This is a genomic window from Streptomyces sp. NPDC058758 (assembly GCF_042746075.1).
Lineage (GTDB): Bacteria > Actinomycetota > Actinomycetes > Streptomycetales > Streptomycetaceae > Streptomyces.
The window spans coordinates 1-25,065 of record NZ_JBHYPS010000032.1 but is presented as its reverse complement, the minus strand read 5'-3'; the positions used below and the strand labels follow the sequence as shown (position 1 = coordinate 25,065).

23 protein-coding genes, 2 pseudogenes and 1 riboswitch are annotated in these 25,065 nt (G+C 74.5%); of the genes and pseudogenes, 16 read left to right on the top strand and 9 right to left on the bottom strand.

Going from position 1 to position 25,065, the window contains the following annotated elements:
• The first annotated feature begins 157 nt into the window (after nucleotides 1–157).
• The 3 genes from purN to ACFW6A_RS29345 all read left to right on the top strand — a co-directional run bounded on the left by purN (nucleotide 158) and on the right by ACFW6A_RS29345 (nucleotide 3,865).
• Nucleotides 158–787 (top strand): phosphoribosylglycinamide formyltransferase, encoded by a 630-nt coding sequence (gene purN, locus ACFW6A_RS29355; protein ID WP_043225947.1) that lies wholly within the window; start codon nucleotides 158–160, stop codon nucleotides 785–787.
• Nucleotides 768–2,327, top strand: a complete 1,560-nt coding sequence (gene purH, locus ACFW6A_RS29350; protein ID WP_386644209.1) for a bifunctional phosphoribosylaminoimidazolecarboxamide formyltransferase/IMP cyclohydrolase — start codon at nucleotides 768–770, stop codon at nucleotides 2,325–2,327. The genes purN and purH overlap by 20 nt, the downstream gene beginning before the upstream one ends.
• Nucleotides 2,328–2,428: 101 nt before the next feature.
• Nucleotides 2,429–3,865: a DUF2079 domain-containing protein gene (locus ACFW6A_RS29345; RefSeq protein ID WP_386644261.1), complete on the top strand. Its 1,437-nt coding sequence runs from the start codon at nucleotides 2,429–2,431 to the stop codon at nucleotides 3,863–3,865.
• A 62-nt stretch (nucleotides 3,866–3,927) separates the two neighbouring features.
• On the opposite strand, the gene ACFW6A_RS29340 is transcribed toward ACFW6A_RS29345, so the two are convergent.
• Nucleotides 3,928–4,560 carry a hypothetical protein gene (locus ACFW6A_RS29340; RefSeq protein WP_351849780.1) on the bottom strand — a complete coding sequence of 211 codons (633 nt, stop codon included), beginning with the start codon at nucleotides 4,558–4,560 and terminating at the stop codon, nucleotides 3,928–3,930.
• Between the two features lie 262 nt (nucleotides 4,561–4,822).
• On the opposite strand from ACFW6A_RS29340, the gene ACFW6A_RS29335 reads away from it, so the two are divergent.
• The 4 genes from ACFW6A_RS29335 (at nucleotide 4,823) to ACFW6A_RS29320 (ending at nucleotide 8,628) form a co-directional block, all read left to right on the top strand.
• A complete protein-coding gene (locus ACFW6A_RS29335; RefSeq protein WP_351849782.1) occupies nucleotides 4,823–5,683 on the top strand; it encodes a bifunctional methylenetetrahydrofolate dehydrogenase/methenyltetrahydrofolate cyclohydrolase in 861 nt (286 codons plus the stop codon).
• Between the two features lie 85 nt (nucleotides 5,684–5,768).
• Complete coding sequence (locus ACFW6A_RS29330; protein ID WP_351849785.1) at nucleotides 5,769–6,170, top strand: DUF3017 domain-containing protein; 402 nt, start codon at nucleotides 5,769–5,771, stop codon at nucleotides 6,168–6,170.
• Nucleotides 6,171–6,381: 211 nt separating this feature from the next.
• The gene (locus ACFW6A_RS29325) at nucleotides 6,382–7,467 is read left to right on the top strand and encodes a DUF2690 domain-containing protein (protein WP_386644205.1); all 1,086 of its coding nucleotides are present in this window, start codon (nucleotides 6,382–6,384) and stop codon (nucleotides 7,465–7,467) included.
• A 171-nt stretch (nucleotides 7,468–7,638) separates the two neighbouring features.
• The gene (locus ACFW6A_RS29320; protein WP_351849789.1) at nucleotides 7,639–8,628 is read left to right on the top strand and encodes a malate dehydrogenase; all 990 of its coding nucleotides are present in this window, start codon (nucleotides 7,639–7,641) and stop codon (nucleotides 8,626–8,628) included.
• Nucleotides 8,629–8,811: 183 nt separating this feature from the next.
• Here ACFW6A_RS29320 and ACFW6A_RS29315 read toward each other — a convergent pair whose 3' ends face one another.
• The gene (locus ACFW6A_RS29315; protein ID WP_351849790.1) at nucleotides 8,812–9,318 is read right to left on the bottom strand and encodes a carboxymuconolactone decarboxylase family protein; all 507 of its coding nucleotides are present in this window, start codon (nucleotides 9,316–9,318) and stop codon (nucleotides 8,812–8,814) included.
• A gap of 46 nt (nucleotides 9,319–9,364) precedes the next feature.
• Between ACFW6A_RS29315 and ACFW6A_RS29310 the strand changes: the two genes are divergently transcribed.
• Both ACFW6A_RS29310 and sigJ read left to right on the top strand, forming a co-directional pair.
• Complete coding sequence (locus tag ACFW6A_RS29310; RefSeq protein WP_351849792.1) at nucleotides 9,365–10,915, top strand: PLP-dependent aminotransferase family protein; 1,551 nt, start codon at nucleotides 9,365–9,367, stop codon at nucleotides 10,913–10,915.
• Entirely contained in the window at nucleotides 10,912–11,892 is a 981-nt protein-coding gene (gene sigJ / locus ACFW6A_RS29305; protein WP_351849794.1) for an RNA polymerase sigma factor SigJ, read from the top strand. The genes ACFW6A_RS29310 and sigJ overlap by 4 nt, the downstream gene beginning before the upstream one ends.
• Before the next feature lie 76 nt (nucleotides 11,893–11,968).
• On the opposite strand, the pseudogene ACFW6A_RS29300 reads toward sigJ, so the two are convergent.
• Nucleotides 11,969–12,816 (bottom strand): annotated as a pseudogene (locus tag ACFW6A_RS29300) (hypothetical protein).
• A 150-nt stretch (nucleotides 12,817–12,966) separates the two neighbouring features.
• Here ACFW6A_RS29300 and ACFW6A_RS29295 point away from each other — a divergent pair.
• Nucleotides 12,967–13,275 (top strand): hypothetical protein, encoded by a 309-nt coding sequence (locus ACFW6A_RS29295; RefSeq protein ID WP_351849797.1) that lies wholly within the window; start codon nucleotides 12,967–12,969, stop codon nucleotides 13,273–13,275.
• 33 nt (nucleotides 13,276–13,308) lie between these two features.
• Complete coding sequence (locus ACFW6A_RS29290; protein WP_351849798.1) at nucleotides 13,309–14,490, top strand: glutathionylspermidine synthase family protein; 1,182 nt, start codon at nucleotides 13,309–13,311, stop codon at nucleotides 14,488–14,490.
• Nucleotides 14,491–14,493: 3 nt separating this feature from the next.
• Here the strand turns inward: ACFW6A_RS29290 and ACFW6A_RS29285 are convergent, their stop codons facing one another.
• Both ACFW6A_RS29285 and rocD read right to left on the bottom strand, forming a co-directional pair.
• Nucleotides 14,494–15,189, bottom strand: a complete 696-nt coding sequence (locus tag ACFW6A_RS29285) for a polysaccharide deacetylase family protein (RefSeq protein ID WP_351849800.1) — start codon at nucleotides 15,187–15,189, stop codon at nucleotides 14,494–14,496.
• A gap of 113 nt (nucleotides 15,190–15,302) precedes the next feature.
• Nucleotides 15,303–16,508, bottom strand: coding sequence for an ornithine--oxo-acid transaminase (gene rocD / locus ACFW6A_RS29280; protein ID WP_386644199.1), 1,206 nt, complete (start codon nucleotides 16,506–16,508; stop codon nucleotides 15,303–15,305).
• 105 nt (nucleotides 16,509–16,613) lie between these two features.
• Nucleotides 16,614–16,704: riboswitch (ZMP/ZTP riboswitch) on the top strand.
• A 62-nt stretch (nucleotides 16,705–16,766) separates the two neighbouring features.
• Here rocD and glyA point away from each other — a divergent pair.
• The 3 genes from glyA to ACFW6A_RS29265 all read left to right on the top strand — a co-directional run bounded on the left by glyA (nucleotide 16,767) and on the right by ACFW6A_RS29265 (nucleotide 19,828).
• A complete protein-coding gene (gene glyA / locus ACFW6A_RS29275) occupies nucleotides 16,767–18,050 on the top strand; it encodes a serine hydroxymethyltransferase (protein WP_351849803.1) in 1,284 nt (427 codons plus the stop codon).
• Between the two features lie 65 nt (nucleotides 18,051–18,115).
• Nucleotides 18,116–19,132, top strand: coding sequence for a tryptophan--tRNA ligase (gene trpS / locus ACFW6A_RS29270; RefSeq protein ID WP_351849805.1), 1,017 nt, complete (start codon nucleotides 18,116–18,118; stop codon nucleotides 19,130–19,132).
• Nucleotides 19,133–19,249: 117 nt separating this feature from the next.
• Complete coding sequence (locus ACFW6A_RS29265) at nucleotides 19,250–19,828, top strand: 2'-5' RNA ligase family protein (protein WP_351849806.1); 579 nt, start codon at nucleotides 19,250–19,252, stop codon at nucleotides 19,826–19,828.
• 40 nt (nucleotides 19,829–19,868) lie between these two features.
• Here ACFW6A_RS29265 and ACFW6A_RS29260 read toward each other — a convergent pair whose 3' ends face one another.
• Together ACFW6A_RS29260 and ACFW6A_RS29255 are read right to left on the bottom strand one after the other, a co-directional pair.
• Nucleotides 19,869–20,624 (bottom strand): decaprenylphospho-beta-D-erythro-pentofuranosid-2-ulose 2-reductase, encoded by a 756-nt coding sequence (locus ACFW6A_RS29260; protein WP_351849808.1) that lies wholly within the window; start codon nucleotides 20,622–20,624, stop codon nucleotides 19,869–19,871.
• Between the two features lie 55 nt (nucleotides 20,625–20,679).
• Complete coding sequence (locus ACFW6A_RS29255) at nucleotides 20,680–21,954, bottom strand: FAD-binding protein (protein ID WP_351849811.1); 1,275 nt, start codon at nucleotides 21,952–21,954, stop codon at nucleotides 20,680–20,682.
• A 104-nt stretch (nucleotides 21,955–22,058) separates the two neighbouring features.
• Here ACFW6A_RS29255 and ACFW6A_RS29250 point away from each other — a divergent pair, with 104 nt between their 5' ends.
• The gene (locus tag ACFW6A_RS29250; RefSeq protein WP_386644194.1) at nucleotides 22,059–23,045 is read left to right on the top strand and encodes a YihY/virulence factor BrkB family protein; all 987 of its coding nucleotides are present in this window, start codon (nucleotides 22,059–22,061) and stop codon (nucleotides 23,043–23,045) included.
• Here the strand turns inward: ACFW6A_RS29250 and ACFW6A_RS29245 are convergent.
• Nucleotides 22,966–24,291 (bottom strand): D-alanyl-D-alanine carboxypeptidase family protein, encoded by a 1,326-nt coding sequence (locus tag ACFW6A_RS29245; protein ID WP_386644191.1) that lies wholly within the window; start codon nucleotides 24,289–24,291, stop codon nucleotides 22,966–22,968. The two genes, ACFW6A_RS29250 and ACFW6A_RS29245, sit on opposite strands and share 80 nt — an antisense overlap.
• Nucleotides 24,292–24,341: 50 nt before the next feature.
• On the bottom strand, nucleotides 24,342–24,581 hold the full coding sequence (locus tag ACFW6A_RS29240; RefSeq protein ID WP_386644188.1) for an SCO4848 family membrane protein: 240 nt from the start codon (nucleotides 24,579–24,581) through the stop codon (nucleotides 24,342–24,344).
• 125 nt (nucleotides 24,582–24,706) lie between these two features.
• Here ACFW6A_RS29240 and ACFW6A_RS29235 point away from each other — a divergent pair.
• Nucleotides 24,707–25,065 (top strand): annotated as a pseudogene (locus tag ACFW6A_RS29235) (metallophosphoesterase); the annotation flags it as partial.

Here is a 25,065-nt window from a genome sequence, read left to right as displayed (position 1 = left end):
GGACCCTGACGCTACCCCTCTGCTCCGCCCCCGTCCCGTGGGGGCCGTCCGGTGTGCCGGTATCGTTGCTGACGGTCGAGCCATTCGTAGGGTTCCCCGTATCGACGGGCACGATTCGTTCGTAGGACCGCACAAACACCACGGAAAGAGTGACCCTGTGGCTGCCGCCCGTCTTGTCGTCCTGGTCTCCGGGTCCGGTACCAACCTGCAAGCCCTGCTCGACGGCATCGCCGCCGACCCCGAGGGCTACGGCGCGGAGATCGTCGCCGTCGGTGCCGACCGCGAGTCCATCGCCGGCCTGGAGCGGGCCGAGCGCGCGGGGCTGCCCACCTTCGTCTGCCGGGTGAAGGACCACGCGACCCGCGAGGAGTGGGACCGCGCCCTCGCCGAGGCCACCGCCGCGTACGAGCCGGACCTCGTCGTCTCCGCGGGGTTCATGAAGATCCTCGGCAAGGAGTTCCTCGCCCGCTTCGGCGGCCGGGTCGTCAACACCCACCCGGCGCTCCTCCCCAGTTTTCCCGGTGCCCACGGGGTGCGTGACGCGCTCGCCCACGGCGTGAAGGTCACCGGGTGCACCGTCCACTTCGTCGACGACGGCGTCGACACCGGCCCGATCATCGCCCAGGGCGTGGTCGAGGTGCGGGAGTCGGACGATGAAGCCGCTCTGCACGAGCGGATCAAGGAAGTCGAGCGCTCGCTGCTCGTCGACGTCGTGGGGCGTCTCGCCCGGCACGGCTACCGCATTGAGGGACGAAAGGTTCAGATCGGTGAACACGGACACCGTTAAGCCCATCCGCCGCGCGCTGGTCAGCGTCTACGACAAGACCGGTCTGGAGGAGCTGGCCCGCGGTCTGCACGAGGCCGGTGTCGAGCTCGTCTCCACCGGCTCCACCGCCGGGAAGATCGCAGCCGCCGGCGTCCCGGTCACCAAGGTCGAGGAGCTGACTGGCTTCCCCGAGTGCCTGGACGGCCGGGTCAAGACCCTGCACCCGCGCGTGCACGCCGGCATCCTCGCCGACCTGCGCCTGGAGTCGCACCGCGAGCAGCTCGCCGAGCTGGGCGTGGAGCCCTTCGACCTGGTCGTCGTGAACCTCTACCCGTTCCGCGAGACCGTCGCCTCCGGCGCCACCCCGGACGAGTGCGTGGAGCAGATCGACATCGGCGGCCCGTCGATGGTCCGCGCCGCCGCCAAGAACCACCCGTCGGTCGCCATCGTCACCAGCCCGGAGCGGTACGCGGACGTCCTCGCCGCCGTCCGGGCCGGCGGCTTCGACCTGACCGCCCGCAAGCGGCTCGCCGCCGAGGCCTTCCAGCACACCGCCGCCTACGACGTGGCCGTCGCCTCCTGGTTCGCCGACGACTACGCCGCCGCCGACGACTCGGGCTTCCCCGACTTCCTGGGCGCCACCTACGCGCGCAAGAACGTCCTGCGCTACGGCGAGAACCCGCACCAGGGCGCCGCGCTCTACGTCGACGGCACGGGCGGCCTCGCCGAGGCCGAGCAGCTGCACGGCAAGGAGATGTCCTACAACAACTACACGGACACCGACGCCGCGCGCCGCGCCGCCTACGACCACGACGAGCCCTGCGTCGCGATCATCAAGCACGCCAACCCGTGCGGCATCGCCGTCGGCGCCGACGTCGCCGAGGCCCACCGCAAGGCCCACGCCTGCGACCCGCTCTCCGCCTTCGGCGGCGTCATCGCCGTCAACCGCCCGGTCTCGGTCGCGATGGCCGAGCAGGTCGCCGAGATCTTCACCGAGGTCATCGTCGCTCCGGCGTACGAGGACGGGGCCGTCGAGGTCCTCGCCAAGAAGAAGAACATCCGCGTGCTCCGGGCCGAGGGCGCCCCGAGCAACCCGGTCGAGGTCAAGCCCGTCGACGGCGGCGCCCTCCTCCAGGTCACCGACCGCCTCCAGGCCGAGGGCGACGACCCGGCGAACTGGACCCTGGCCACCGGCGAGGCCCTGAGCGCCGAGGAGCTCGCCGAGCTCGCCTTCGCCTGGAAGGCGTGCCGCGCGGTCAAGTCCAACGCGATCCTGCTCGCCAAGGACGGCGCCTCCGTCGGCGTCGGCATGGGCCAGGTCAACCGCGTCGACTCCGCCAAGCTCGCCGTCGAGCGGGCCGGCGAGGAGCGCGCGCGTGGCTCCTACGCCGCCTCCGACGCCTTCTTCCCCTTCCCCGACGGCCTGGAGATCCTCACCGCGGCCGGCGTGAAGGCGGTCGTCCAGCCCGGCGGCTCGATGCGCGACGAGCTCGTCGTCGAGGCCGCGAAGAAGGCCGGCGTGACGATGTACTTCACCGGCACCCGCCACTTCTTCCACTGACGGGACGCGACCGTGGGGCCCTCCGCTTCCGGAGGGCCCCACGGCCGTCTCTGGTCTAATGGACGGGCCCTGGCCCGGCCGGCAGTAGTGGAGACGTGGTGTTGGACGTACTGAGACGACCGTCGGCGGACCCCGCCGGCGAACGGCCCGCCGAGGACCCCGCCGCCGCGCCCGTCCCGTACCTCCCGTACGTCCTGGTCGCGGCCGTCCTCACCGCCCTGTACCTCCTCTACTCCTGGGTGCAGTACGACCACTTCCGCACCCCCTCCTGGGACCTCGGCATCTTCGGGCAGGCCGTCCGCTCCTACGCTGAGTTCAAGGTCCCCGTCGTCGACATCAAGGGCCCCGGCTTCCCGATACTCGGCGACCACTTCAGCCCGGTGACGGCGCTCCTCGCCCCGCTCTACTGGATCTGGCCCTCGCCGGTCTCGCTGCTCTTCGCGCAGGCCGCGCTCTTCGCCGGCTCCGCCGTGATCGTCGGCCGCACCGCCCAGCAGATCCTCGGCAGCCGGGCGACCGGCCTCGCCCTCACGGTCGCGTACGGGCTCTCCTGGGGCCTCCAGGAGGCGGTGAAGTCCGACTTCCACGAGATCGCCTTCGCCGTCCCGCTGCTCGCCCTCACCTGCCGCGCCCTGCTCCTCGGCCGCTGGACCGCCGCCGTCGCCTGGTCGGCGCCGCTCGTCCTCGTCAAGGAGGACATGGGGCTGACCGTCGCCATGGTCGGCGTCGTCCTCGCCCTCAAGGGGCAGCGGAAGCTCGGCGCCGCCCTCGCGGGCTTCGGCGTGGCCGCCTTCGCGCTCACCGTGCTCGTCCTCATCCCGGCCGCCAGCAAGCTCGGCCAGTACGACTACTGGGCCAAGATCGAGAAGACCGGCACCGGCGCCGAGACCTCCCTCGTCCAGATCGCCGCCGACGCCCTCACCTCCGGCGACCGCTGGGAGATGGTCCTCTACCTCTTCGCGATCACCGGCTTCCTCGCGCTGCGCTCCCCGCTGGTGCTGCTCGTGCTGCCCACCCTCGGCTGGCGCTTCGTCTCCCAGGACGCGAACCACTGGGGCATGCACTGGCACTACAGCGCGGTCCTGATGCCGGTCGTCTTCCTGGCGCTGGTCGACGGCGTCCGCGCGGTGCGCACCTCGCCGCGCGCCTGGCTCGCCGCGTACGGAAAGGTGGCCGTCGCCGTCTCCACGGCCGTCGCGCTCGCCCTCGCCGCGAACCTCCCGCTGCGCGAGCTGCTCAGGTCCGAGACGTACGCCCACGACGCCCGCGCCGAGCAGGCCAGGGCGGCGGTCGCGGCCGTCCCCGAGGGCGCCTCCGTCGAGGCCGACGTGCCGCTCCTCGCGCACCTCACCGCCGACCACCGGGTCTACTGGGTGGGCACCGCGAAGGGCGCCACCCCCGACTACCTGGCGCTCGACCTGCGGGGCTGGTCCGGACAGACCTCGGACCCGACGGTGACGGCTTCGCAGTTGCACCCGGAGGCGGCGTACGAGGTCGTCCACCGCTCGGACGGCTTCGCGGTGCTGAAGCGGAAGTAGCGGGTACGCCGAAGGGGCCCGGTTCCTGGTGGAACCGGGCCCCTTCGCGCCTGCCGCACCGGTCAGTAGCGCGGGCGGGCGAACCAGGCGGTGCCGCTGGGGACCACGGGGGCGAGCGTGATGATCACGCCGAAGACGACCCAGATCAGCGGGAAGATCACGGCCGTGGCCAGACCCGAGTCGAGCCCGATGAAGAGGCCGATGGCACCGACGATGGTGCCGAGCGCGCCGTAGATCACCGTGGTGATCCGCACACCCTGGCCACCGCTCCCGAACTTGACGCCGAGCGTGATCGAGAGGGCGCCGAGACCCAGGAAGACGAGGGCGATGGCGATGGCGGCGCCGGCGGCGAAGTCGCCGATGTCCTCGAACGGGTTGTCGCTGCCGTAGTCGGACGCGATGTCCGAGGCGTCGCTGGCGATGCTCGCCACGTAGACGTAGACGAGGCCGAGCACGATCTGCACCGCGGAGATCAGGTACAGGAACACCCGCGCCGTCGTCAGCAGACCCGGCATCGACTGCGGGATCTGGTTCGGGCCGCCCGGGTACGCGCCGTACGGCGAGACGCCCGGGGCCGCCGGGTAGCCGTAGCCGCCCTGCTGCGGGACGCCCTGGGGGGCCGCCGGGTAGCCGTAGCCCGGCTGCTGGCCCTGCGGCTGCTGGCCGTAGGGGTTGTTCGGGTCGCCGAAGCTCATCGGGTGTTTCCTCCGTGAATGTTCTCGTGCGGGGACGACGCGGCCCGCGCGGAGGAACTTTCACGGCATGTGAGCGGACTCCCCCCGGCACTTTCCGCGGCACTGCGCTGGTCATCGTCGTCGGAGCTCCGAGGTGTTGTCCAGTCGATACGCACCGGAGTTGTGCAAGTGCAACTCTTCGTTCCGTGGCGGGACGTTCCCCCGGGGCTCCGGGCGGGACCGAATTGGGAGAAGCCGGGGGTCATCCGGGAGGATGTCCCCCATGAGCGCCCAGATTCTCGATGGCAAGGCCACCGCCGCCGCGATCAAGTCCGACCTGACCGTCCGCGTGGCGGCCCTCAAGGAGAAGGGCGTCACGCCCGGTCTCGGTACCCTCCTGGTCGGCGACGACCCGGCCAGCCAGAAGTACGTCGCGGGCAAGCACCGCGACTGCGCGCAGGTCGGCATCGCCTCCATCCAGCGCGAACTCCCCGCGACCGCCACGCAGGAGGAGATCGAGGCGGTCGTCCGCGAGCTCAACGAGGACCCGGCCTGCACCGGTTACATCGTCCAGCTGCCGCTGCCGAAGGGCATCGACGAGAACCGCGTCCTGGAGCTGATGGACCCGGCGAAGGACGCCGACGGCCTGCACCCGACCAACCTCGGCCGGCTCGTCCTCAACGAGCCCGCCCCGCTGCCCTGCACGCCGAACGGCGTCATCAGCCTGCTGCGCGCCCACGGCGTGGAGATCAAGGGCGCCGAGGTCGTCGTCGTCGGCCGCGGCGTCACCATCGGCCGCACGATGCCGCTGCTGCTGACCCGCCGCTCCGAGAACGCCACCGTGACCCAGTGCCACACCGGCACCCGCGACCTCTCGGCGCACCTGCGGAACGCCGACATCATCGTGGCCGCCGCCGGCGTGCCGCACCTGATCAAGCCGGAGGACGTGAAGCCGGGCGCGGCCGTCCTCGACGTCGGCGTCTCGCGCAACGCCGAGGGCAAGATCATGGGCGACGTCCACCCCGGCGTCGCCGAGGTGGCCGCCTGGATCTCCCCGAACCCCGGCGGCGTGGGCCCGATGACCCGCGCGCTGCTGCTCGTGAACGTCGTCGAGGCCGCGGAGCGCGCGGCCGCGGCGCTCTGAGGTGACGCCGGGGAGCCCGGGTTCCCCCGGGGCCCCGGGCGGGCCGCGGGAGCTGCCGCGCGGCCGGGTGGCGAAGCTCCGCCGGGTGCGGGGCTCGCGCCGGCCGCCGACCGTCACCACCGACACGGCCCGGCCCGAGGGCGGCGGCCGGGCGGCGGGCGGCGACGCCCCCGCTCCGGCCCGGCAGTGGCCGCTGCTCCTCGTGCTGGGGACGGCGGCCCTCGGGCTGCTCGTGGTGGGGACGGATCCCTTCTGGCAGTCCTTCCGGGTCGGGACGATGCTGGTGGGGGCCGCGCTGCTGCTGGGCGCGGTGCTCCGCCGGGTGCTGCCCTCGGTGGGCATGCTCGCGGTCCGCTCGCGCTTCACCGACATGGTCACGTACGGCGTGATGGGCTCGCTGATCGTGCTGCTCGCGCTCATGGTGCAGCCGAAGCCCTGGCTCAGGATCCCGTTCCTGGAGGACATCCTCCACCTGACGGTGACCTGATCCGGTCGTGAGACGACGGCGCCCGCCCTCTCCCCCGTGGGAGGGCGGGCGCCGTCCGTGATCAAGGGTCATGTACGCGCCAACGAAGGGCAAGTTCAGGCCCCCCGCTGTGGCACGGAGGTGACCATTCCGGTACATCCGGCCACCCGCCCGGCTCCCGGTCGCCCGCCGGAGCTGCCATCCTTCGAGGAACTTCGACGAGGGGGTGCACATGTCGGCGTGGAAGGCGCTGCCCGGTGAACTCGACCCGGACGTGCGGGCGTTCGCGGAACGGCTGCGGCTGGTCATCGACCGCAGCGGACTCGGCGTCGCCGCCGTCGCCGAGCGCACGGGCCCGGACCGGGACGAGTGGGAGGCGTACCTGAACGCCCGCGGGCCCGTGCCGAGGAGCGCCGTCGTCGCGCTCTCCGACGTCACCGGCGCCGACCTCGGCCCCCTCACCGCCGCGTGGGAACACGCCGACCGCGCCTGGAAGCGCCTCCTGCGCGAACGCGCGGTGCCGGACGGGCCCCCGCCGTCCGGGGAGCCCGTACGGGACGGGGCGCGCGCGCCGGAGGGCGTACGGGACGAAGGCCGCCTCCCCGGGTCCGCGTGGGGCGCGGGACGCGCTCCGGAGCCCGTACGGGACGAAGGTCGCGCCCCCGGGGACGCACCCGCCGAGCGGACCATGCGCATCCGGCCCGTCCCGCCCGCCCCGGCCCCGGCCCCGGCATCCGCGTCCGTCCCGGCGTCCGCGTCCGTCCCGGCTCCGGCGTCCGCGCCCGCTTCCGGTCCCGCTCCGCGCAAGCGCCGCCGGGCCTCCCCGCTGCTCTACGCGGCCGGGGCCGCCGGCGCCGCGCTCGTCGTCACCGCCGCCGTCCTCCTCGTCGACCTCGGCGGGTCCGACGCGTCGCCCGGGGCCCTCCCGGCGCCGGCGCCGACCTCCGCCACCGCCCCGGCGCCCACGCCCAGCCTCCCGGAGGGCGTGGGATGCACCGGCGCCGACTGCGGCGGGATGGACCCGGAGGACATGGGCTGCGGCGGGCCGCTCGCCACCACCGTCGCCCGCACCCGGATCGGCGCCGCCCTCGTCGAGGTCCGGCACAGCGCGGTCTGCGCCGCCGCCTGGGCCCGAATCAGCGGGGGCGCCCCCGGCGACGAGGTCAGCGTCCAGGCGGGTACCGCCATCCAGGTCGCGAACGTCATGGAGGGGGCCGGCTCCGGCGCGTACACCACGATGATCCCGGTCGCCTCCCCGGACGCCGCGCGCGCGTGCGCGGCCCTCTCCGGCGGGGAGGACGGCTGCACGGGAGGGTGAAACAGGGCGGGAGGTGAGCCGGACCACAAGGGGGTGGGGGTGCGCATCGGCCCGGGTCCGATAGCCTGACCGCCGGATATCTCTTCACATCGAGACATCGATCGATCAGGGGAGCGATATCCAGCCTCAGGGGCAGGGAACCCCACCGCCAGCTGTCTTACGGAGATCGCCATGACCCGCACTCCCGTGAATGTCACCGTGACCGGCGCGGCCGGCCAGATCGGCTACGCGCTGCTCTTCCGCATCGCCTCCGGCCACCTCCTCGGCGCGGACGTGCCGGTCAAGCTGCGCCTCCTCGAGATCCCGCAGGGCGTCAAGGCCGCCGAGGGCACCGCCATGGAGCTCGACGACTGCGCGTTCCCGCTGCTCAAGGGCATCGACATCTTCGACGACCCGAACAAGGGCTTCGAGGGCGCCAACATCGGCCTGCTCGTCGGCGCCCGCCCGCGCGGCCCCGGCATGGAGCGCGGCGACCTGCTCGCCGCCAACGGCGGCATCTTCAAGCCGCAGGGCGAGGCCATCGCCGCGCACGCCGCGGACGACGTCAAGGTCCTCGTCGTCGGCAACCCGGCCAACACCAACGCCCTGATCGCCCAGTCGGCCGCCAAGGGCGTCCCGGCCGAGCGCTTCACCGCGATGACCCGTCTGGACCACAACCGCGCGCTGACGCAGCTGGCCCAGAAGACCGGCTCCTCCGTCACGGACATCAAGCGCCTCACCATCTGGGGCAACCACTCCGCGACCCAGTACCCGGACATCTTCCACGCGGAGATCGCCGGCAAGAACGCCGCCGACGTCGTGAACGACGAGGCGTGGCTGGCCGACACCTTCATCCCGACCGTCGCCAAGCGCGGCGCCGCGATCATCGACGCCCGTGGCGCCTCCTCCGCCGCCTCGGCCGCCAACGCCGCCATCGACCACGTGTACACGTGGGTCAACGGCACCGCCGAGGGCGACTGGACCTCCATGGGCGTCCCGTCGGACGGCTCCTACGGCGTCCCCGAGGGCCTCATCTCGTCCTTCCCGGTCACCTGCAAGAACGGCACGTACGAGATCGTCCAGGGCCTGGAGATCAACGACTTCTCCCGCGCCCGCATCGACGCCTCCGTCAAGGAGCTGTCGGAGGAGCGCGACGCGGTCCGCGAGCTGGGCCTCATCTGATCCCACCCGTCCGGCGGACGGAGTCCGTCGCAGCTTCCCGAAGCCCGGGAGGCCCCCCCGGGGCCGAGCGGCGCGAGGGGAGCGTCGGGACGTGGCGCGCGACGCGGCCCGCGAGCCGGGCCCCATCCGATCCCACGCGCGCAGGAGCCCCCCGGTCGTCCGACCGGGGGGCTCCTGCCGTTCTCAGTGGGCGCGCGGGGTGTAGTGGCCCGGGACCATGCGGGTCGTGACGGCGATGCGGTTCCAGGAGTTGATGACGACGATCGCGGCGATCACCTTGGCCAGCTCCTCCTCGTCGAAGTGCGCGGCGGCCGCGGCGTACGCCTCGTCGGGGACGAAGCCGTCGGTGAGGACGGTGACCGCCTCGGTGAGGGCGAGGGCGGCCAGCTCGCGCTCGGTGTAGAAGTGCCGGGACTCGCGCCAGGCGGCGAGCTGCACGACCCGCTCCACGGTCTCGCCCTCGGCGAGCGCGTCCTTGGTGTGCATGTCGAGGCAGAAGGCGCAGTGGTTGATCTGCGAGGCGCGGATCTTGATCAGGTGGTAGAGCACCGGGTCCACGCCCTTGGCGGCCTCCTGCTCCAGCCGGAGCATCGCCCGGTAGAAGTCGGGGACCCGCTCGGCGAAGGGCATGCGGGGGGCGTGCTCGTGGGCGAGCTCCTGGACGGGGGAGTGCGTTGCGGTGGTGGTCATGCGGCCACCGTACGCAGCGGTTGGCCTGCCGCTATGGTCCATTCCCATGCGGAACGACTGGGCCACTTTCGGCGCCGACCTCCACCTCGACCTGCGCGGCACCCGCCTCAGGGCCGGCCTCATGGACGCCCTGCGCGAGGCCGTCCGAGGTGGACGGCTGGCGCCCGGCACCCGGCTGCCGTCCTCGCGGCAGCTGGCGGCGGACCTCGGGGTGGCCCGCAACACCGTCGCCGACGCGTATGCCGAACTGGTGGCCGAGGGGTGGCTCACCGCCCGCCAGGGTTCCGGCACCCGGGTGGCGCTCCGGGCCGACCCCCGGCAGGCGGGGGCGCCGGAGCCCGGCTCCGGGGCGGCCGCTCCCCGGACCGCCCCCTCCGGACCGGCCCCGGGCGGCACCCCGTGGCGGCCGGCCGGCGGACCGGGCGCGCGCGCCGCGCGGAGGCGGGCCGGCGCGCCCGCGTACGACCTCCGCAGCGGCACCCCGGACCTCGCCTCCTTCCCGCGCGCCGCGTGGCTCAAGGCGTACCGGCGGGCACTGACCACGGCCCCCGACGCGGCGTTCGGGTACGGCGACCCGCGCGGCCGGGAGGAGCTGCGGACCGTCCTCGCCGAGTACCTGGCCCGCGCCCGGGGCGTGTACGCCCGGCCCGAACGGATCGTGGTCTGCGCGGGGTTCGCGCACGGCCTGATGCTGATCGCCCGGGCCCTGCGCCGGCGCGGCGCCCGCTCCGCGGCCGTGGAGTCGTACGGCCTCGGCCACCACGCCGGACTGCTGCGCGAGGCCGGGCTCGCCACCCCGCCCCTGCCCTTCGACGCGCGCGGCACCCGGGTCGACGCCCTGGCCGCCCTCGCCCCGGACGCGGTGCTGCTGACGGCCGCCCACCAGTTCCCGCTCGGCGGCGCGCTGCCCCCGGACCGGCGGACGGCGGCCGTCGACTGGGCGCGGGCGACCGGCGGCTTCGTCCTGGAGGACGACTACGACGGGGAGTTCCGCTACGACCGGCAGCCCGTCGGCGCGCTCCAGGGCCTGGACCCGGAGCGGGTGGTCTACCTCGGCACCGCGAGCAAGTCCCTCGCCCCCGGGCTGCGGATCGCCTGGATGGTGCTCCCGGAGGAGCTGGTGGACGAGGTCGCCACCGGCAAGGGGGCGGTGGTGGACTGGATGTGCGCGAGCCCCGACCAGCTCGCCTTCGCGGAGTGGCTCGCCTCGGGGGCGCACGACCGGCACGTCCGCGCCATGCGGCTGCGCTACCGGCGCCGCCGCGACCAGCTCGTCGCCGCGCTCGCCGCGCACGCCCCCGGGATCCGGGCCGGCGGGATCGCGGCGGGCCTCCACGCGGTGCTGCCGCTGCCGCCCGGCACCGAGCGCGCGGCCCTCCGCTCCGCCGCCTGGCACGGCCTGGCCGTCCAGGGCCTCGACCAGTTCCGCCACCCCGGCGCGCCGCCCGCCCTGGAGGGCCTGGTCGTCGGCTACGGCACCCCGTCCGACAGCGGCTGGCCCTCGGCCCTCCGGGCCCTCTGCCGGGTCCTGGAAGGGATCGGCGGCGAGGGGGCCGACGGGGCCGGGGAGGCCCCTTCTGGCAGGCTGGAGCCGTGACGTCGCACCCCGCCCCGGACGAACGCCCCGGCACCGACGCGGAGGCCGCCGCACGGGAGTTCACCGCCCACCGGCCCCGGCTGTTCGGCATCGCCTACCGGATGCTCGGGTCCGCCGCCGAGGCCGAGGACGCCGTCCAGGACGCCTATCTGCGCTGGAGCGGCGCCGACCGGACCGACCTCGTCCACCCGGGCGCCTGGCTCGCCAAGGTCGTCACCCGGCTGTGCCTCGACCGGCTCACGTCCGCCCGGGCCACGCGCGAGCGGTACCCCGGCACCTGGCTGCCCGAGCCGGTGCTCACGGCGGGCGGCGGGCTGTCCGGCGCGCCCGGCACCGGCCCGCTGGAGGCCGCCGAGCGGCGCGACGAGGTCTCCACGGCCCTGCTCCTCCTCCTGGAGCGCCTCACCCCGGCCGAGCGCGCCGTCTACGTGCTCCGCGAGGCCTTCGGCTACCCGCACCGGGAGATCGCCGGCCTCCTCGACCTCGGCGAGGCCAACTGCCGCCGGCTGTACGGCCGGGCCGCCCGGCGGGTGGCCGAGTCCGGAGACGGCGGGGCCGCCGCCCGCTTCGGCCCGCCCGCGCCCGAGCGGTACCGGGAGTTCGTCGAGTCCTTCGTCGCCGCCGCCCGCGACGGCGACCTCGCCGGCCTGGAGAAGGTCCTCGCGGCGGACGTCGTCTGGTGGAGCGACGGCGGCGGCAGGGTCAGGTCCGCCCTCCGCCCCGTCCGCGGCCGCGACCGCGTCCTCCGCTTCCTCGCCGGGGTCGCCCGCCGCAGGGAGGAGGGCGCCCGGCTCACGGTCGCCGAGGTCAACGGCGCGCCCGGCTTCGTGCTGCACGTCGGCGCGCGGCTCCTCGGCGTCGCCTCGGTGGACGTCCGCCCGGACGGCCTCGTCACCGACGTGCGGATGGTGATGAACCCGGACAAGCTCGGTTACGCGTCCCGGCAGTTCGCCGCGCACCCGGAATCCGGCGGCTGAGGCCGTCACCTCCGCGCGGCCGGACCCGCCCGGCCCGTTCCGTACGGCCGGTCCCGCCCGGCCGGCGGACGGTCCGTCAGTCCGGGGCGGCGGCCCGCTCCGGAGGGTCCAGCGGCGCCGCCTCCGGGGCCTCGCCGAAGCGGGCCAGGGCCGGGAGGCGGCGACGGCCACGGCGAAGCCGGTGACCGCCAGCCAGCCGAGGCCCTCGCGGGTCCGGTCGCCCAGCCAGAGGACACCGGCCGCCGCCGGGCCCAGCGTCTCGCCGAGGACCATGCCCGCCGTCGCCGTCGTCACCGAGCCCCGCTGGAAGGCCGAGGTCAGCAGCAGGAACGCCGCGCCGCCGCCGAGGAGCAGCGCCCACAGGGCCGGGTCGGCCGGGTCCACCCCGTCCAGGAGCCGCACCGCCACCTCCACCACCCCGAAGCCGAGCCCGGCCCCGAGGCCCAGGGCCAGCGCCCGGGAGCGGTCGGGGAGCCGCCCGGCCGCCGCGCCGAGCAGCAGCACCCCGGCCGCGATCCCGAGCAGCGCCCACGGCAGCGCCGCGGGCCCGTCCCGGTGGCCCTCCGGGCCCGCGGCGAGCGCCAGCATGCCGAGCCCCAGGCAGACCGCCGCCACCGCGCCCCACTCGACGCGGCTGAGGCGCACCGGGAGCATCCGGGAGGCCAGCGCCGCCGTGACCGCGAGGCTCGCGGCGAGCGCGGCGCCGACCGCGTACAGGGGGAGGACGCGCAGGGCCGCGACCTCCAGGGCGAAGCCGAGGCCGTCGAGGCCGAGCCCGACGAGGTACCGCCACCGCCGCAGCGCCCGCCAGAGCAGCCCGAGGTCGACCCCGCTGCCCGACCCGGGCTCGGCCTCGCGGGCGCCGGCGGCCTGGAAGACGGTCGCGGCGCCGAAGCACAGGGACGAGCCGAGCGCGCAGACCATACCGAAGAGCACATAGCGACTCTAGGTGCCGCAGCCGGAAAGCGGCGGCCTACACTGTGCGGTCGCGAGGCACGCGGTCATACGAACGGCCGCGCGGCCGGGCCACGCGCACACGAGGGTGCGCGGCCACGCGAAGGGGAGGCGAGGGACATGCGGAGGCTCAGGTCGAGCACGGTGGTGCTCGGCGGTATGGGCGTGCTCGCGGCGACGATCACCGCCTGCGGCGCCGAACCCGACCGCCGGTGCGCGGACCCGGTGACGCTGGAGGAGCTGCCGAGCTACCGGTGCGACACCGGCGGCTCCGGCGACGACGACGATGACGACGGCACGACCACCCGCGGCGCCTACTACTACGGCGGCCGCGTCAGCAACGCGCGGGTGTCCGGCGGCAGCTTCGACAAGAAGGCCGTCGACACCGGCGGCTTCGGCTGCTCGTCCTCCGGGTCGGGCGGCGGCTGAGGCGCGGGACCCACGGACGGACGGACCGGCACCATGGAACGGCACACCATCGAGCCCCGCCCGGGCTGGCAGGAGATCGTCGAGGAGCAGGGCCTCGTCTATCCGCTGACCCGCTACCCGGACGGCTCGCTCCGCCCGTACTGGGACGAGAGCGCGTACTACTCCTTCACGCTGCCCGAGGTCGAGGCGCTGGAGGAGGTCGTCGAGGAGCTGCACGCCATGTGCCTCGCGGCGGCCGCGCACATCGTCGAGCGGAATCGTTTCGCCGACCTCGGGATCACCGACCCCCGGGTCGCGGAACGGGTCGCCGAGTCCTGGCGGCGACGCACTGAACTCCCCTCCCTCTACGCCCGCTTCGACCTCGTCTACGACGGCACGGGCCCGGCGAAGATGCTGGAGTACAACGCCGACACCCCCACCTCCCTGGTGGAGGCGGCGAGCCCGCAGTGGTTCTGGATGGAGGAGCGCTTCCCCGGCGCCGACCAGTGGAACTCGCTCCACGAGCGGCTCGTCGACGCCTGGAAGCGGCAGGCGCCGCTGCTGCCGCCCGGCCCCGTCCACTTCGCCCACTCCGAGACCGACGAGCTGGGCGAGGACCTGATGACGGTCGCGTACCTGCGCGAGACCGCCGAGCAGGCCGGGCTCGCCACCGAGGCGCTCTCCGTCGAGCGGATCGGCTGGGACCGGCTCTCCCGCCGCTTCGTCGACGAGAAGCTCCGCTTCATCCGCAGCTGCTTCAAGCTCTACCCGTGGGAGTGGCTGGTCACCGACCGCTTCGGCAGGCACGTCCTGTCCACCCTGGACAACGGCGGCGGCTCCGGCACCACCTGCTGGATCGAGCCCGCCTGGAAGATGCTGCTCTCCAACAAGGCGCTCCTGGCGATCCTCTGGGAGCTCTACCCCGGTCACCCCAACCTGCTGCCCGCCTACCTCGACGGGCCGCGCGAGCTGGCGGCGACCACCGGCTGGGCGGCCAAGCCGCTGCTCGGCCGCGAGGGCGCCGGCGTCACCCTGCACGAGGCCGGCAGCGAGCCCGCCGTCCGCGACGAGCCCTGCTGCTACCAGGGCCTGGCCCCGCTCCCCGACTTCGACGGCAACCGCACGCTGCTCGGCGCCTGGGTCGTCGAGGACGAGGCCGCCGGCCTCGGCATCCGGGAGTCGGCGGGCGCGATCACCGACGAGTACGCCCGCTTCCTCCCGCACGTCATCCTGTAGGGCCTACTCCGGCACGTACTCGCGCAGCGGCGCCGGCTTCAGCCCCGCCGCGTCGGCCAGGGCCAGGGCCCGCTCCAGGTCCTGCTCCAGCGTCTCGTTGAAGTGCAGCAGGACGATGTCGCCGGCCTTCAGCTCCGGGGCCGGCGGCGTCCACTGGCCCCAGGTGGTCAGGTCGTACGTCCACGTCACCACGGCCTTCGCCCCGCAGGCGCGGGCGGCGGTCCGGGTGGTCGCGTCGTACGCCCCGTACGGCGGGCGCAGCAGCCGCGGCCCGTCGCCGAACTCCGCGAGGTGCGCGTCCCGCGCCCCGCAGACCTCGGCCTCCTGTCCGGCCGCGTCCAGCGCGGTGAGGTCCGGGTGGCCGACCGTGTGGTTCTCGATCCGCACCCGCCCCTGGTCGAGCAGCCGGTGGAAGTAGCCGGAGTCGTACGAGTACGCCCCCGGCAGCAGGAACAGCGAGGCCGGCACCCGGCGGTCGAGCAGCAGCCGCGCCGCGGCGGGGTCGTGGAACCAGCCGTCGTCGATGGTGAGGAAGACGACCGGGTCGGTGGTCTCGATCCGGGAGATCACGGGCGCGGGCTCGGGCCAGGCCGCCGGCGGGGCGGCGTGCGCGGGTCCGCCGCCAGCCCCCAGGAGGGCGAGCGGGACGAGGGCGGCGAGCGCGGCGCGCACGGCGTGACGCAGACGGAGTCTCGGCATGGCCGCATCATTGGCCTAGACCAACTGCGGTGTCAATGGGCCGAGTTGCCCGGTGCGGCGCCCGGTGCGGCGGGCCGCTCGCGCGCGTCCCGCCGCACCGGAAACGGACCCCGTCAGTCCGAGAGCACCGCCCGCAGCTGCTCCAGGCCCCAGTCCAGGTCCTCCTTCGAGATCACCAGCGGCGGGGCGATCCGGATCGTCGAACCGTGGGTGTCCTTCACCAGCACCCCCCGCTCCATCAGCCGCTCCGAGACCTGCCGGCCCGTCCCGCGCTCCGGCGCGATGTCCACGCCCGCCCACAGGCCGCGGCCCCGCACCGCCTCCACCGCGCCCCCGCCGACGAGGAGGCCCAGCTCCGCGTGCAGGTGCTCGCCCAGCTCCGCCGCCCGCTGCTGGTACTCCCCGGTCCGCAGCATCGCGATCACCTCCAGGGCCACCGCGCAGGCCAGCGGGTTCCCGCCGAAGGTCGAACCGTGCTCGCCCGGCCGGAACACCCCCAGCACGTCCGCGTCCGCGACCACCGCCGACACCGGCACCACGCCGCCGCCGAGCGCCTTGCCCAGGACGTACACGTCCGGGACGACGTCCTCGTGGTCGCAGGCGAAGGTCCGGCCCGTCCGGCCCAGGCCGGACTGGATCTCGTCGGCCATGAACAGCACGTTCCGCCGGGCCGTCAGCTCCCGCACCCCGCGCAGGTAACCGGCCGGCGGCACCAGCACGCCCGCCTCGCCCTGGATCGGCTCCAGCAGCACCGCCACCGTGTTCTCGGTGACCGCCGCCTCCAGCGCCGTCAGGTCGCCGTACGGCACGATCTCGAAGCCCGGCGTGTACGGCCCGTAGTGGTCCCGGGCCTCGTGGTCCGTGGAGAACGACACGATCGTCGTCGTCCGCCCGTGGAAGTTGTTCCCCGCCACCACGATCTTCGCGTGCCCGTTCGGCACGCCCTTCACCTCGTACCCCCACTTCCTGGCCGTCTTCACGGCCGTCTCGACCGCCTCCGCGCCGGTGTTCATCGGCAGCACGGTCTCCTTGCCGCACAACTCGGCCAGCCGGGTGCAGAACTCGGCGAACCGGTCGTGGTGGAAGGCCCGCGAGGTCAGCGTCACCCGCTCCAGCTGGGCCTTCGCCGCCTCGATCAGCCGGCGGTTGCCGTGCCCGAAGTTCAGCGCCGAGTAGCCGGCGAGCATGTCCAGGAAACGGCGCCCCTCGACGTCGGTCATCCAGGCCCCCTCCGCGGAGGCGACGACGACGGGCAGGGGGTGGTAGTTGTGGGCGCTGTGCGCGTCCGAGGCAGCGATCTCGTCTTGCGTTCTCGACACGGGATCTCCGATCGTCCTGCGGCCGGGGTGTGTGGTGGCCCCTTCTTATCGTCGCTCGCATCCCGGACCGGGAAACCTCGGCAACGGCGCGCCCGCTAGTCTGTGCCCACGTGCGGCGACTGGCGTACGGGGAACCGACCCCGGGGGAGCCGCGCGCGCCCCACCACACGAGGTGCCGCTCGCCTGGGCATCACGGGACCGCCCGCGTCCCGTGCGGCACCCGCCCCGGGACGTTCCGACGCACGCCCGGAGGAACACGTGACCACCCCGCAGACCGCGCCGCCCGCACGGCACCCCGCGCTCGCCGCCGCCGACCCCGAGCTCGCCGCCCTCGTCGGCGCCGAGGAACGGCTCCAGGCCGACACCCTCCGCCTGATCCCCAGCGAGAACTACGTCTCCGCCGCCGTCCTCGAAGCCTCCGGCACCGTCCTCCAGAACAAGTACAGCGAGGGCTACCCCGGCCGCCGCTACTACGAGGGCCAGCAGGTGATCGACCGGGTCGAGACCCTCGCCGTCGAGCGGGCCAAGGCCCTCTTCGGCGTCGCCCACGCCAACGTCCAGCCCTACTCGGGCTCCCCGGCCAACCTCGCCGTCCACCTCGCCTTCGCGAAGCCCGGCGACACCGTCATGGGCATGGCGCTCCCGATGGGCGGCCACCTCACCCACGGCTGGGGCGTCTCCGTCACCGGCTCCTGGTTCCGCGGCGTCCAGTACGGCGTCCACCGCGACACCGGCCTCATCGACTACGACCAGGTCCGCGACCTCGCCCTCGCCGAACGCCCCAAGATCCTCTTCTGCGGCGGCACCGCCCTGCCCCGCACCATCGACTTCGCCGCCTTCGGCGAGATCGCCCGCGAGGCCGGCGCCGTCCTCGTCGCCGACATCGCCCACATCGCCGGCCTGGTCGCCGGCGGCGCCCACCCCTCCCCGGCCGGCCACGCGGACGTGATCTCCACGACCACCCACAAGACCCTCCGCGGCCCGCGCGGCGCCATGCTCATGTCCACCGAGGAGCACGCCAGGGCCCTCGACAAGGCCGTCTTCCCCGGCCTCCAGGGCGGCCCGCACAACCAGACCACCGCCGCCATCGCCGTCGCCCTCCGCGAAGCCGCCCAGCCCTCCTTCCGCGCCTACGCCCACGCCGTCGTCGCCAACGCCAAGGCCCTCGCCGACGCGCTCCTCGCCCGCGGCTTCGACCTGGTCTCCGGCGGCACCGACAACCACCTGATCCTGATGGACCTCACCCGCCGGCGGGTCCCCGGCAAGATCGCCGCCAAGGCCCTCGACCGGGCCGGCATCGTCACCAACCACAACACCGTCCCCTACGACCCCCGGAAGCCCTTCGACCCCTCCGGCCTCCGCATCGGCACCCCCTCCCTCACCTCCCGCGGCCTCGCCCCCGCCCACATGGACCGGGTCGCCGACTGGATCGACCGCGCCGTCACCGCCGCCGCGACCGGGGACGAGGACGCCCTCGTGAAGGTCCGCGCCGAGGTCGCCGAGCTCATGGCCGCCCACCCGGCCCCCGGCCTGCCCGTCTGACCCCGCCGGACGCCCGGGGCGCACGGGGAACAGGATCACTCCGGCCACCTGAGAGAATGATGTGCATGGCCTCTGATGTCCGTCCCCGCGCGCTCTCCGGAATCCAGCCCACCGCGGGCTCGTTCCACCTCGGCAACTACCTCGGTGCGATCCGGCAGTACGTCGCGCTGCAGGAGACCCACGACGCCTTCTACATGGTCGTCGACCTGCACGCCATCACGGTCCCCCAGGACCCGGCCGAGCTGCGCGCCAACACCCGCTTCGCCGCCGCGCAGCTCCTCGCCGCCGGCCTCGACCCGGAGCGCTGCACCCTCTTCGTCCAGAGCCACGTCCCCGAGCACGCGCAGCTCGGCTGGGTGATGAACTGCCTCACCGGCTTCGGCGAGGCGTCCCGCATGACCCAGTTCAAGGACAAGTCCGCCAAGCAGGGCGCCGACCGCGCCACGGTCGGCCTCTTCACGTACCCGATCCTCCAGGTCGCGGACATCCTCCTCTACCAGGCGACCCACGTCCCGGTCGGCGAGGACCAGCGCCAGCACATCGAGCTCACCCGCGACCTCGCGGAGCGCTTCAACGGCCGCTTCGGCGACACCTTCACCGTCCCGGCGCCGTACATCGTCAAGGAGACCGGGAAGATCTACGACCTCCAGGACCCGACGATCAAGATGAGCAAGTCGGCGTCCACGCCGAAGGGCCTCATCAACCTCCTGGACGACCCGAAGGTCACCGCCAAGAAGGTCAAGAGCGCCGTCACCGACACCGACACGGTGATCCGCTTCGACCCGGAGGGCAAGCCCGGCGTCTCCAACCTCCTCGTGATCCTGTCCACCCTCACGGGCACCGGCATCGCGGAGCTGGAGAAGAGCTACGAGGGCAAGATGTACGGCGCCCTCAAGACCGACCTCGCCGAGGTCATGGTGGACTTCGTCACTCCCTTCCGGGCCCGCACCCAGGAATACCTGGACGACCCGGAGACGCTGGACTCGGTCCTGGCCAAGGGCGCGGAGAAGGCCCGCGCGGTCGCCGCCGAGACGCTGGCGCAGACGTACGAGAGGATCGGCTTCCTGCCCGCCAAGCACTGAGCCGGGAAGCCGGACCACGCCGGGTCCGAGGACCCTGGCCAGGAGGGTGGTGCAGGCCGCACACTGGCGGCTGCACCACCACACACCGAACCGATCGGAACGACGGAGGAGAACGACGTGGGGACCGTAACGCTCGGCGTTTCGATCGCGGTCCCGGAGCCTCACGGCAGCCTGCTCCAGGAGCGGCGCGCGGGCTTCGGCGACCCCGCCGCGCACGCCATCCCCACCCACGTCACCCTCGTCCCGCCCACCGAGGTCGACCGGGACCGGCTGCCGGAGATCGAGGCGCACCTCGCCGGCGTCGCCGCCGACTGGCTCCCCTTCGGGATCCGGCTCAGCGGCACCGGCACCTTCCGCCCGCTCTCCCCGGTGGTCTTCGTCACCCTCGCCGAGGGCGTCGCCGGCTGCGACCGGCTCCAGGCCCGCCTCCGGGAGGAGGGCGGCCCGCTCGTGCGCGAGCTGCAGTTCCCGTACCACCCGCACGTCACCGTCGCCCACGGCATCACCGAGGAGGCGATGGACCGGGCCTACGAGGAGCTGGCCGGCTACGAGGCCGCCTGGACCTGCTCCTCCTTCGCCCTCTACGAGCAGGGCGCGGACGGCGTCTGGCGGAAGCTGTACGACTACGAGTTCGGCAGCGGCCGTCCCGTCCCGGCCGTCCCCTCCCAGGGCGGCAGCCCGGTCCGCTCCTCCTGAGCGACGGCCGCGGAGCCCGTACGGCCCGCCCCGGCGGCGCTCACACCGGCAGCCGCCGGTGCAGCGGCCGGGGCACGTGCCGCAGCGCCGAGGCCACCAGCCGCAGCGAGCCCGGCACCCACACCGTCTCCGAGCGGCGCCGCAGCCCCAGCTCGATCGCCCCCGCCACCGCCTCCGGGGTGGTCGCCGGCGGGGCGTCCGGCCGTCCCGGCGTCCGCGCCGCGCGCACGGCGCCCGGCCGCACCACCATCACGTGCACGCCCGTGCCGTGCAGCGCGTCCCCCAGCCCCTGCGCGAAGACGTCGAGCCCCGCCTTCGACGAGCCGTAGATGAAGTCGGCGCGGCGCCCCCGCTCGCCCGCCACCGACGACAGCACCACCAGCGAACCGTGCCCCTGCGCCTGGAGCGCGCCCGCGCACACCAGCCCCGCCGACACGGCGCCCGTGTAGTTGGTCTGCGCGACCCGCACCGCCGCGGCCGGGTCGGACTCGTCCCGCGCCTGGTCGCCGAGGACCCCGAAGGCCAGCAGCACCAGGTCGACGTCGCCCTCGGCGAAGACCCGCCCGAGCCGCTCCGCGTGCCCGTCCGTGTCCAGCGCGTCGAAGGGCACCACGTGCGCCTCCGCCCCCAGCGCGCGCAGCGACTCCGCCGCCGCCGTCAGCGCGGGGGAGGGGCGGCCGGCCAGCCACACCGTCCGGGTGCGGCGGGCGATCAGCCGGCGGGCGGTGGCGAGCCCGATGGCGGACGTGCCGCCGAGCAGCAGCAGGGACTGGGGGGCACCGAAGGCGTCCTTCACGACATCACTCCTGATCGCTTCTGCACTTCTGCGTCACTCCCGCGGCACTCCTGCGTCATCCCTGCAGGCCGAGCCGGCGGGCGAGGTCCGAGCGGAACACGGACCGGGGGTCGAGCGCGGCCCGCAGCCCGCGGAAGGCGTCGAGCCGCGGGTACATCACGGGCAGCAGGGCGGGCCGCAGCCGGGCGTCCTCGGCGAGGCAGACCCGCCCGCCGGCCGCCGCCACCCGCTCGTCGAGCCCGTCGAGGAACCGCCCCAGGCCGGGCGCCCCCGCCGGCGCGTCGAAACCGAGGACCCAGCCGCGCAGCGGGAACGCCAGCGGACCGGCCCCGCCGGCGTATGCCCGCTCCACGCGCGCGTGCCGGGCGGCCCGGGCCGGCGAGCGCCGGTGGGCGAGCAGCGCGAGCAGCTCCCGCAGCGCCTCCTCCCGCCCCTCGGGGACCGCGCACCGGTACCGCACGAAGGGGGCCCCGGCCCCGGAGCCGTACGCGCCCGCCCACGGGCCGTACGGGCCCGCCGCACGCGCGCGTGCCAGGCCCGGCAGCGGCCGCAGCCCGCCGGGGGCCCGTACGCCGCCCGGGAAGGACGGCGGGGCCAGCGGCGCGCGGCGGGCCCGGTGGCCCCGGGGGAGGCCCGCGTACGGGACGGGGGCGGCGGTCGTGAGGACGGCGCGGCCCCGGCCGGCCAGCTCGACCAGGGCCCGCGCGTACGGCTCCCGGGGCGCGCCGGTCCCCGTCCAGTGGGCCAGCAGCGCGTCGGCGTCGCGGAAACGGGTGGTCCGCTCCCGCAGGAACGCCGTCTCGACCGGCCGCAGGGCCAGCGTCACCGAGAGGACCACCCCGGTGAGGCCGAGCCCGCCGACGGTCGCCCCGAAGAGCGGGTCGCCGCGCCGGACGGTCCTGGACTCCCCGTCGGCGCCGAGGAGTTCGATCGCCTCGACGCCGTCGGCGTGCCCCGAGGCGACCGACCCGCCGGCCGTCCAGCCGCCCGCGCCCGTCCGGGGGTACAGGCCGAGGGGAAGCAAGGTCCGGGCGAGGGCGCCCAGTTCGGTCCCCGCCTCGCAGACCACCAGGCCCGCCGCCGCGTCGAGGCCGCGGATCCGGTCGAACGCGGTCAGGTCCAGGACCGTGCCGCCGGCGTTCTGGGCCGCGTCGCCGCAGGACCGGCCGAGGCCGCGGGCGACGGCGCCGCGCGGCCCCCGGCCGAGGACCGCCCCGGCGGCCTCGGCCGCCGAGCGGGGGCGGGCGAGCAGCGCGAGCGAGGGCGCGGTGCGCCCGGCGCCCGTGAGAGCCACGAAGTCGTCGTCCAGGACGAGGGGTTCGACAGCCATGGAGTGACGGTATCGCCGCGTATGTCGCTTATGCCGGTATTGCTGTTCCCGTCGCGCGGTGTCGGTCCGCGTGCCCCGGCCGCCGACGGGGGATGCTCGGTGCCATGGACTGGCTGACCAAGCTCCCCGTCATCGGCCCCTGGGCCGCCCGGCTGATGAGGACGCACGCCTGGCGCTCCTATGAGCGGCTCGACGAGGTCCACTGGAGCCGGCTAGCGGCCGCCGTCACCTTCCTCTCCTTCCTCGCCCTCTTCCCGCTGATCACGGTCGCCGCCGCGATCGGCGCCGCGCTGCTCACCGACGACCAGCTCGACACGATCGAGGAGAAGCTCTCCGACCAGGTCCCCGGCATCTCCGACCAGCTCGACATCGGCGGCCTCGTCGCCAACGCCGGCACCGTCGGCCTCGTCGCCGGCGCCCTGCTGCTCTTCACCGGCATCAGCTGGATCGGCTCGATGCGGGACTGCCTGCGGGCGGTCTGGCGCCTCGACGACATCGACGAGGGCAACCCCGTCCTGCGCAAGGGCAAGGACGCCGTCGTCCTCTGCGGCCTCGGCGGCGTCGCCCTCTGCTCGCTCGCCGCCTCCTGGCTCGGCTCCACGGCCGTGGGCTGGAGCGCCGACCGGCTCGGCATCTCCGGCGGCGGGGCGGGCGGCGTCCTGCTCCAGGGCGCCGCCGTCGTCGTGGCGACGGCCGCCGACTTCCTGATCCTGCTCTACGTCCTGAAGCTGCTGCCCGGCGTCGACCCGCCGCGCCGCCGCCTCGTGGTGGCCGCCCTGATCGGCGCGGCCGGCTTCGAACTCCTCAAGCTGCTGCTCGGCGGCTACATGCGCGAGGTCGCGGCGAAGTCGATGTACGGGGCCTTCGGCGTGCCCGTGGCCCTGCTCCTGTGGATCAACTTCACCGCGAAACTCCTGCTGTTCTGCTCCGCGTGGACGGCCGTGGACGCCGAGGACCCGCGCCCGGACGCCGAGCAGGCGGGGCCGGACGCCGCGGGGGCGGGCCCGGACGCTAAGGACGCACGTCCGGATCCGGACCGGCGGCCCGCGAGCGGGAACGGGAGCGCTCCGCCGCGGGCCAGCGACGGTTGACCAGGAAGACCGCGGCCGCCAGCAGCACCGCCACCCCGCCGGCGACGGCCAGCGCGATCCCGACCCCGCCCGAGTGCTCCTCGGCGGCGGCCGCGACGGCCGGACCGCTCGTCTCCGGGTGCTGCTTGCCCGCCGCGGGCGCGGCTCCCGACTCCGTGCCGCCGGACGGCCGCGCCACCGGAACCGCGTTCTTCGGCGGCACCAGCTCGCCCACCGGCGTCACCTTCCCGGACGCCGCGAACCCCCAGTCGAGCAGCCGCGCGGCCTCCTTGTAGACCGCGTGCTGCTCCTTCGAGGAGGGGTTCATCACCGTCACCAGCAGCACCCGCCCGTTCCGCTCGGCGACGCCGGTGAAGGTGGCACCCGCGTGTGTGGTGTTGCCGTTCTTCACCCCGGCGATGCCCTGGTACGGGGCGATGCCGAAGTCACCGGTCAGCAGCCGGTTGGTGTTCTGGATCTCGAAGGTCTCGCGCTTCTTGCCCGGCTTCGCCTCGCCGGGGAAGGCCGCGCGCGGGGTCGCGGCGTACTCCCGGAACTCCGGCTTCTGCATGCCGTTGCGGGCGATCAGCGTCAGGTCGTACGCCGACGAGACCTGCCCCGGGGCGTCGTAGCCGTCCGGCGTCTTCACGTGCGTGTCCAGCGCCTGGAGTTCGGCCGCGTGCGCGTTCATCTCTGCCACGGTCTTGCCGAGCCCCTGGTTCATCCGCGTCAGGACGTGCACCGCGTCGTTCCCGGACCGCAGGAAGACCCCCAGCCACAGGTCCCGGACCTTGTAGCTCTGCTTCTCCTTTATCCCGACCAGGCTCGACCCCTCGCCGATCCCGGCCAGGTCCTCGCCGGTCACCAGGTGGACCTGGTTCCGGTTCGGGAACTTCGGCAGCAGGGTGTCCGCGAACAGCATCTTCAGGGTGGAGGCGGGCGCCAGCCGCCAGTGCGCGTTGTGCGAGGCGAGCACCGCGCCGCTCTCCGCGTCGGCGACGATCCACGACCGCGCCGACAGCTCCTTCGGCAGCACCGGCGCCCCGGCCCCCAGCTTCACCTGGGTCCCCGGCAGTCCGAGCAGCACCCCGCCCACCGACGACATGTTCGCCGGCGGCTTCGGCTGCTCCTCCTTCTTCTCCTCCGGAGCCTTCCGGGTCGCCCCCGGCTTCACGGGCTCGTCCGCGAAGGCGGGTCCGGCACCCAGCGCGAGCGGCATCAACAGTGCGGCAATGACCGCACAAGCGATCCTCTTCGAAGCAGACACGATCGAGAACGTACATGCCCGACCCGCCGATCCGAACCCCGCGCCCCCCTTCACGCCCGCGCGTTCGCCCGCACGCCGCGCAGACCGATCACTCCCACCGCCGTGCCCAGGAGGAAGGACGTGACCGCCAGGGCGAGGTGGACCCACAGATAGGCCGTCGGGTCGCCCGCGTCGTCGAAGGCGAGTCCGCTGGCGTCCTTGAAGAGGTTGCGCGCGAAGGTGATCCAGATCACCCAGGACCAGACGCCGAACGCGAGCAGGAACCAAGACGTGGGCCGGTTGAGTTTCACGGGTGCCCTTCCGAGGGGTGAGCGGGTCGGCCCTGCCAGTATCCGACGCGTTCCCCCCGGTCCGGCGGCGGGGGTTCCGCAGTCCGCCGCCGTCCCCGTCTACTGACACAAGTGAGGTTCCGGGCGTGTTCGCCTTCCTGCCCTTCCTGGTCGTGGCTCTCGCGCTGCTCGGCGCGGTCCACTGGTACGTGTGGCGCCGGCTGGTCCGGGACGTCACCGCGGCCCGTGGGCCGGCGCGGCGGATCGGGACCGCCGCCGTGGTCGTGCTGCCGCTGCTCTCGGTCGCCGCGCTCGTCTCCGGGCGGGCGGGGGCGCCGTTCCCCTTCCAGCAGGTCGTGGCCTGGCCCGGCTTCCTGTGGCTCGCGGTGCTGCTCTACCTGGTGCTGGCGCTGGTCGTGGGGGAGGCCGTGCGGCCGCTGCTCGCGCGGTGGCTCGCGCGGCGGGCCGCCGCGGCCCCGGCCGCCGTGACCCCGGCCGCCGTGGC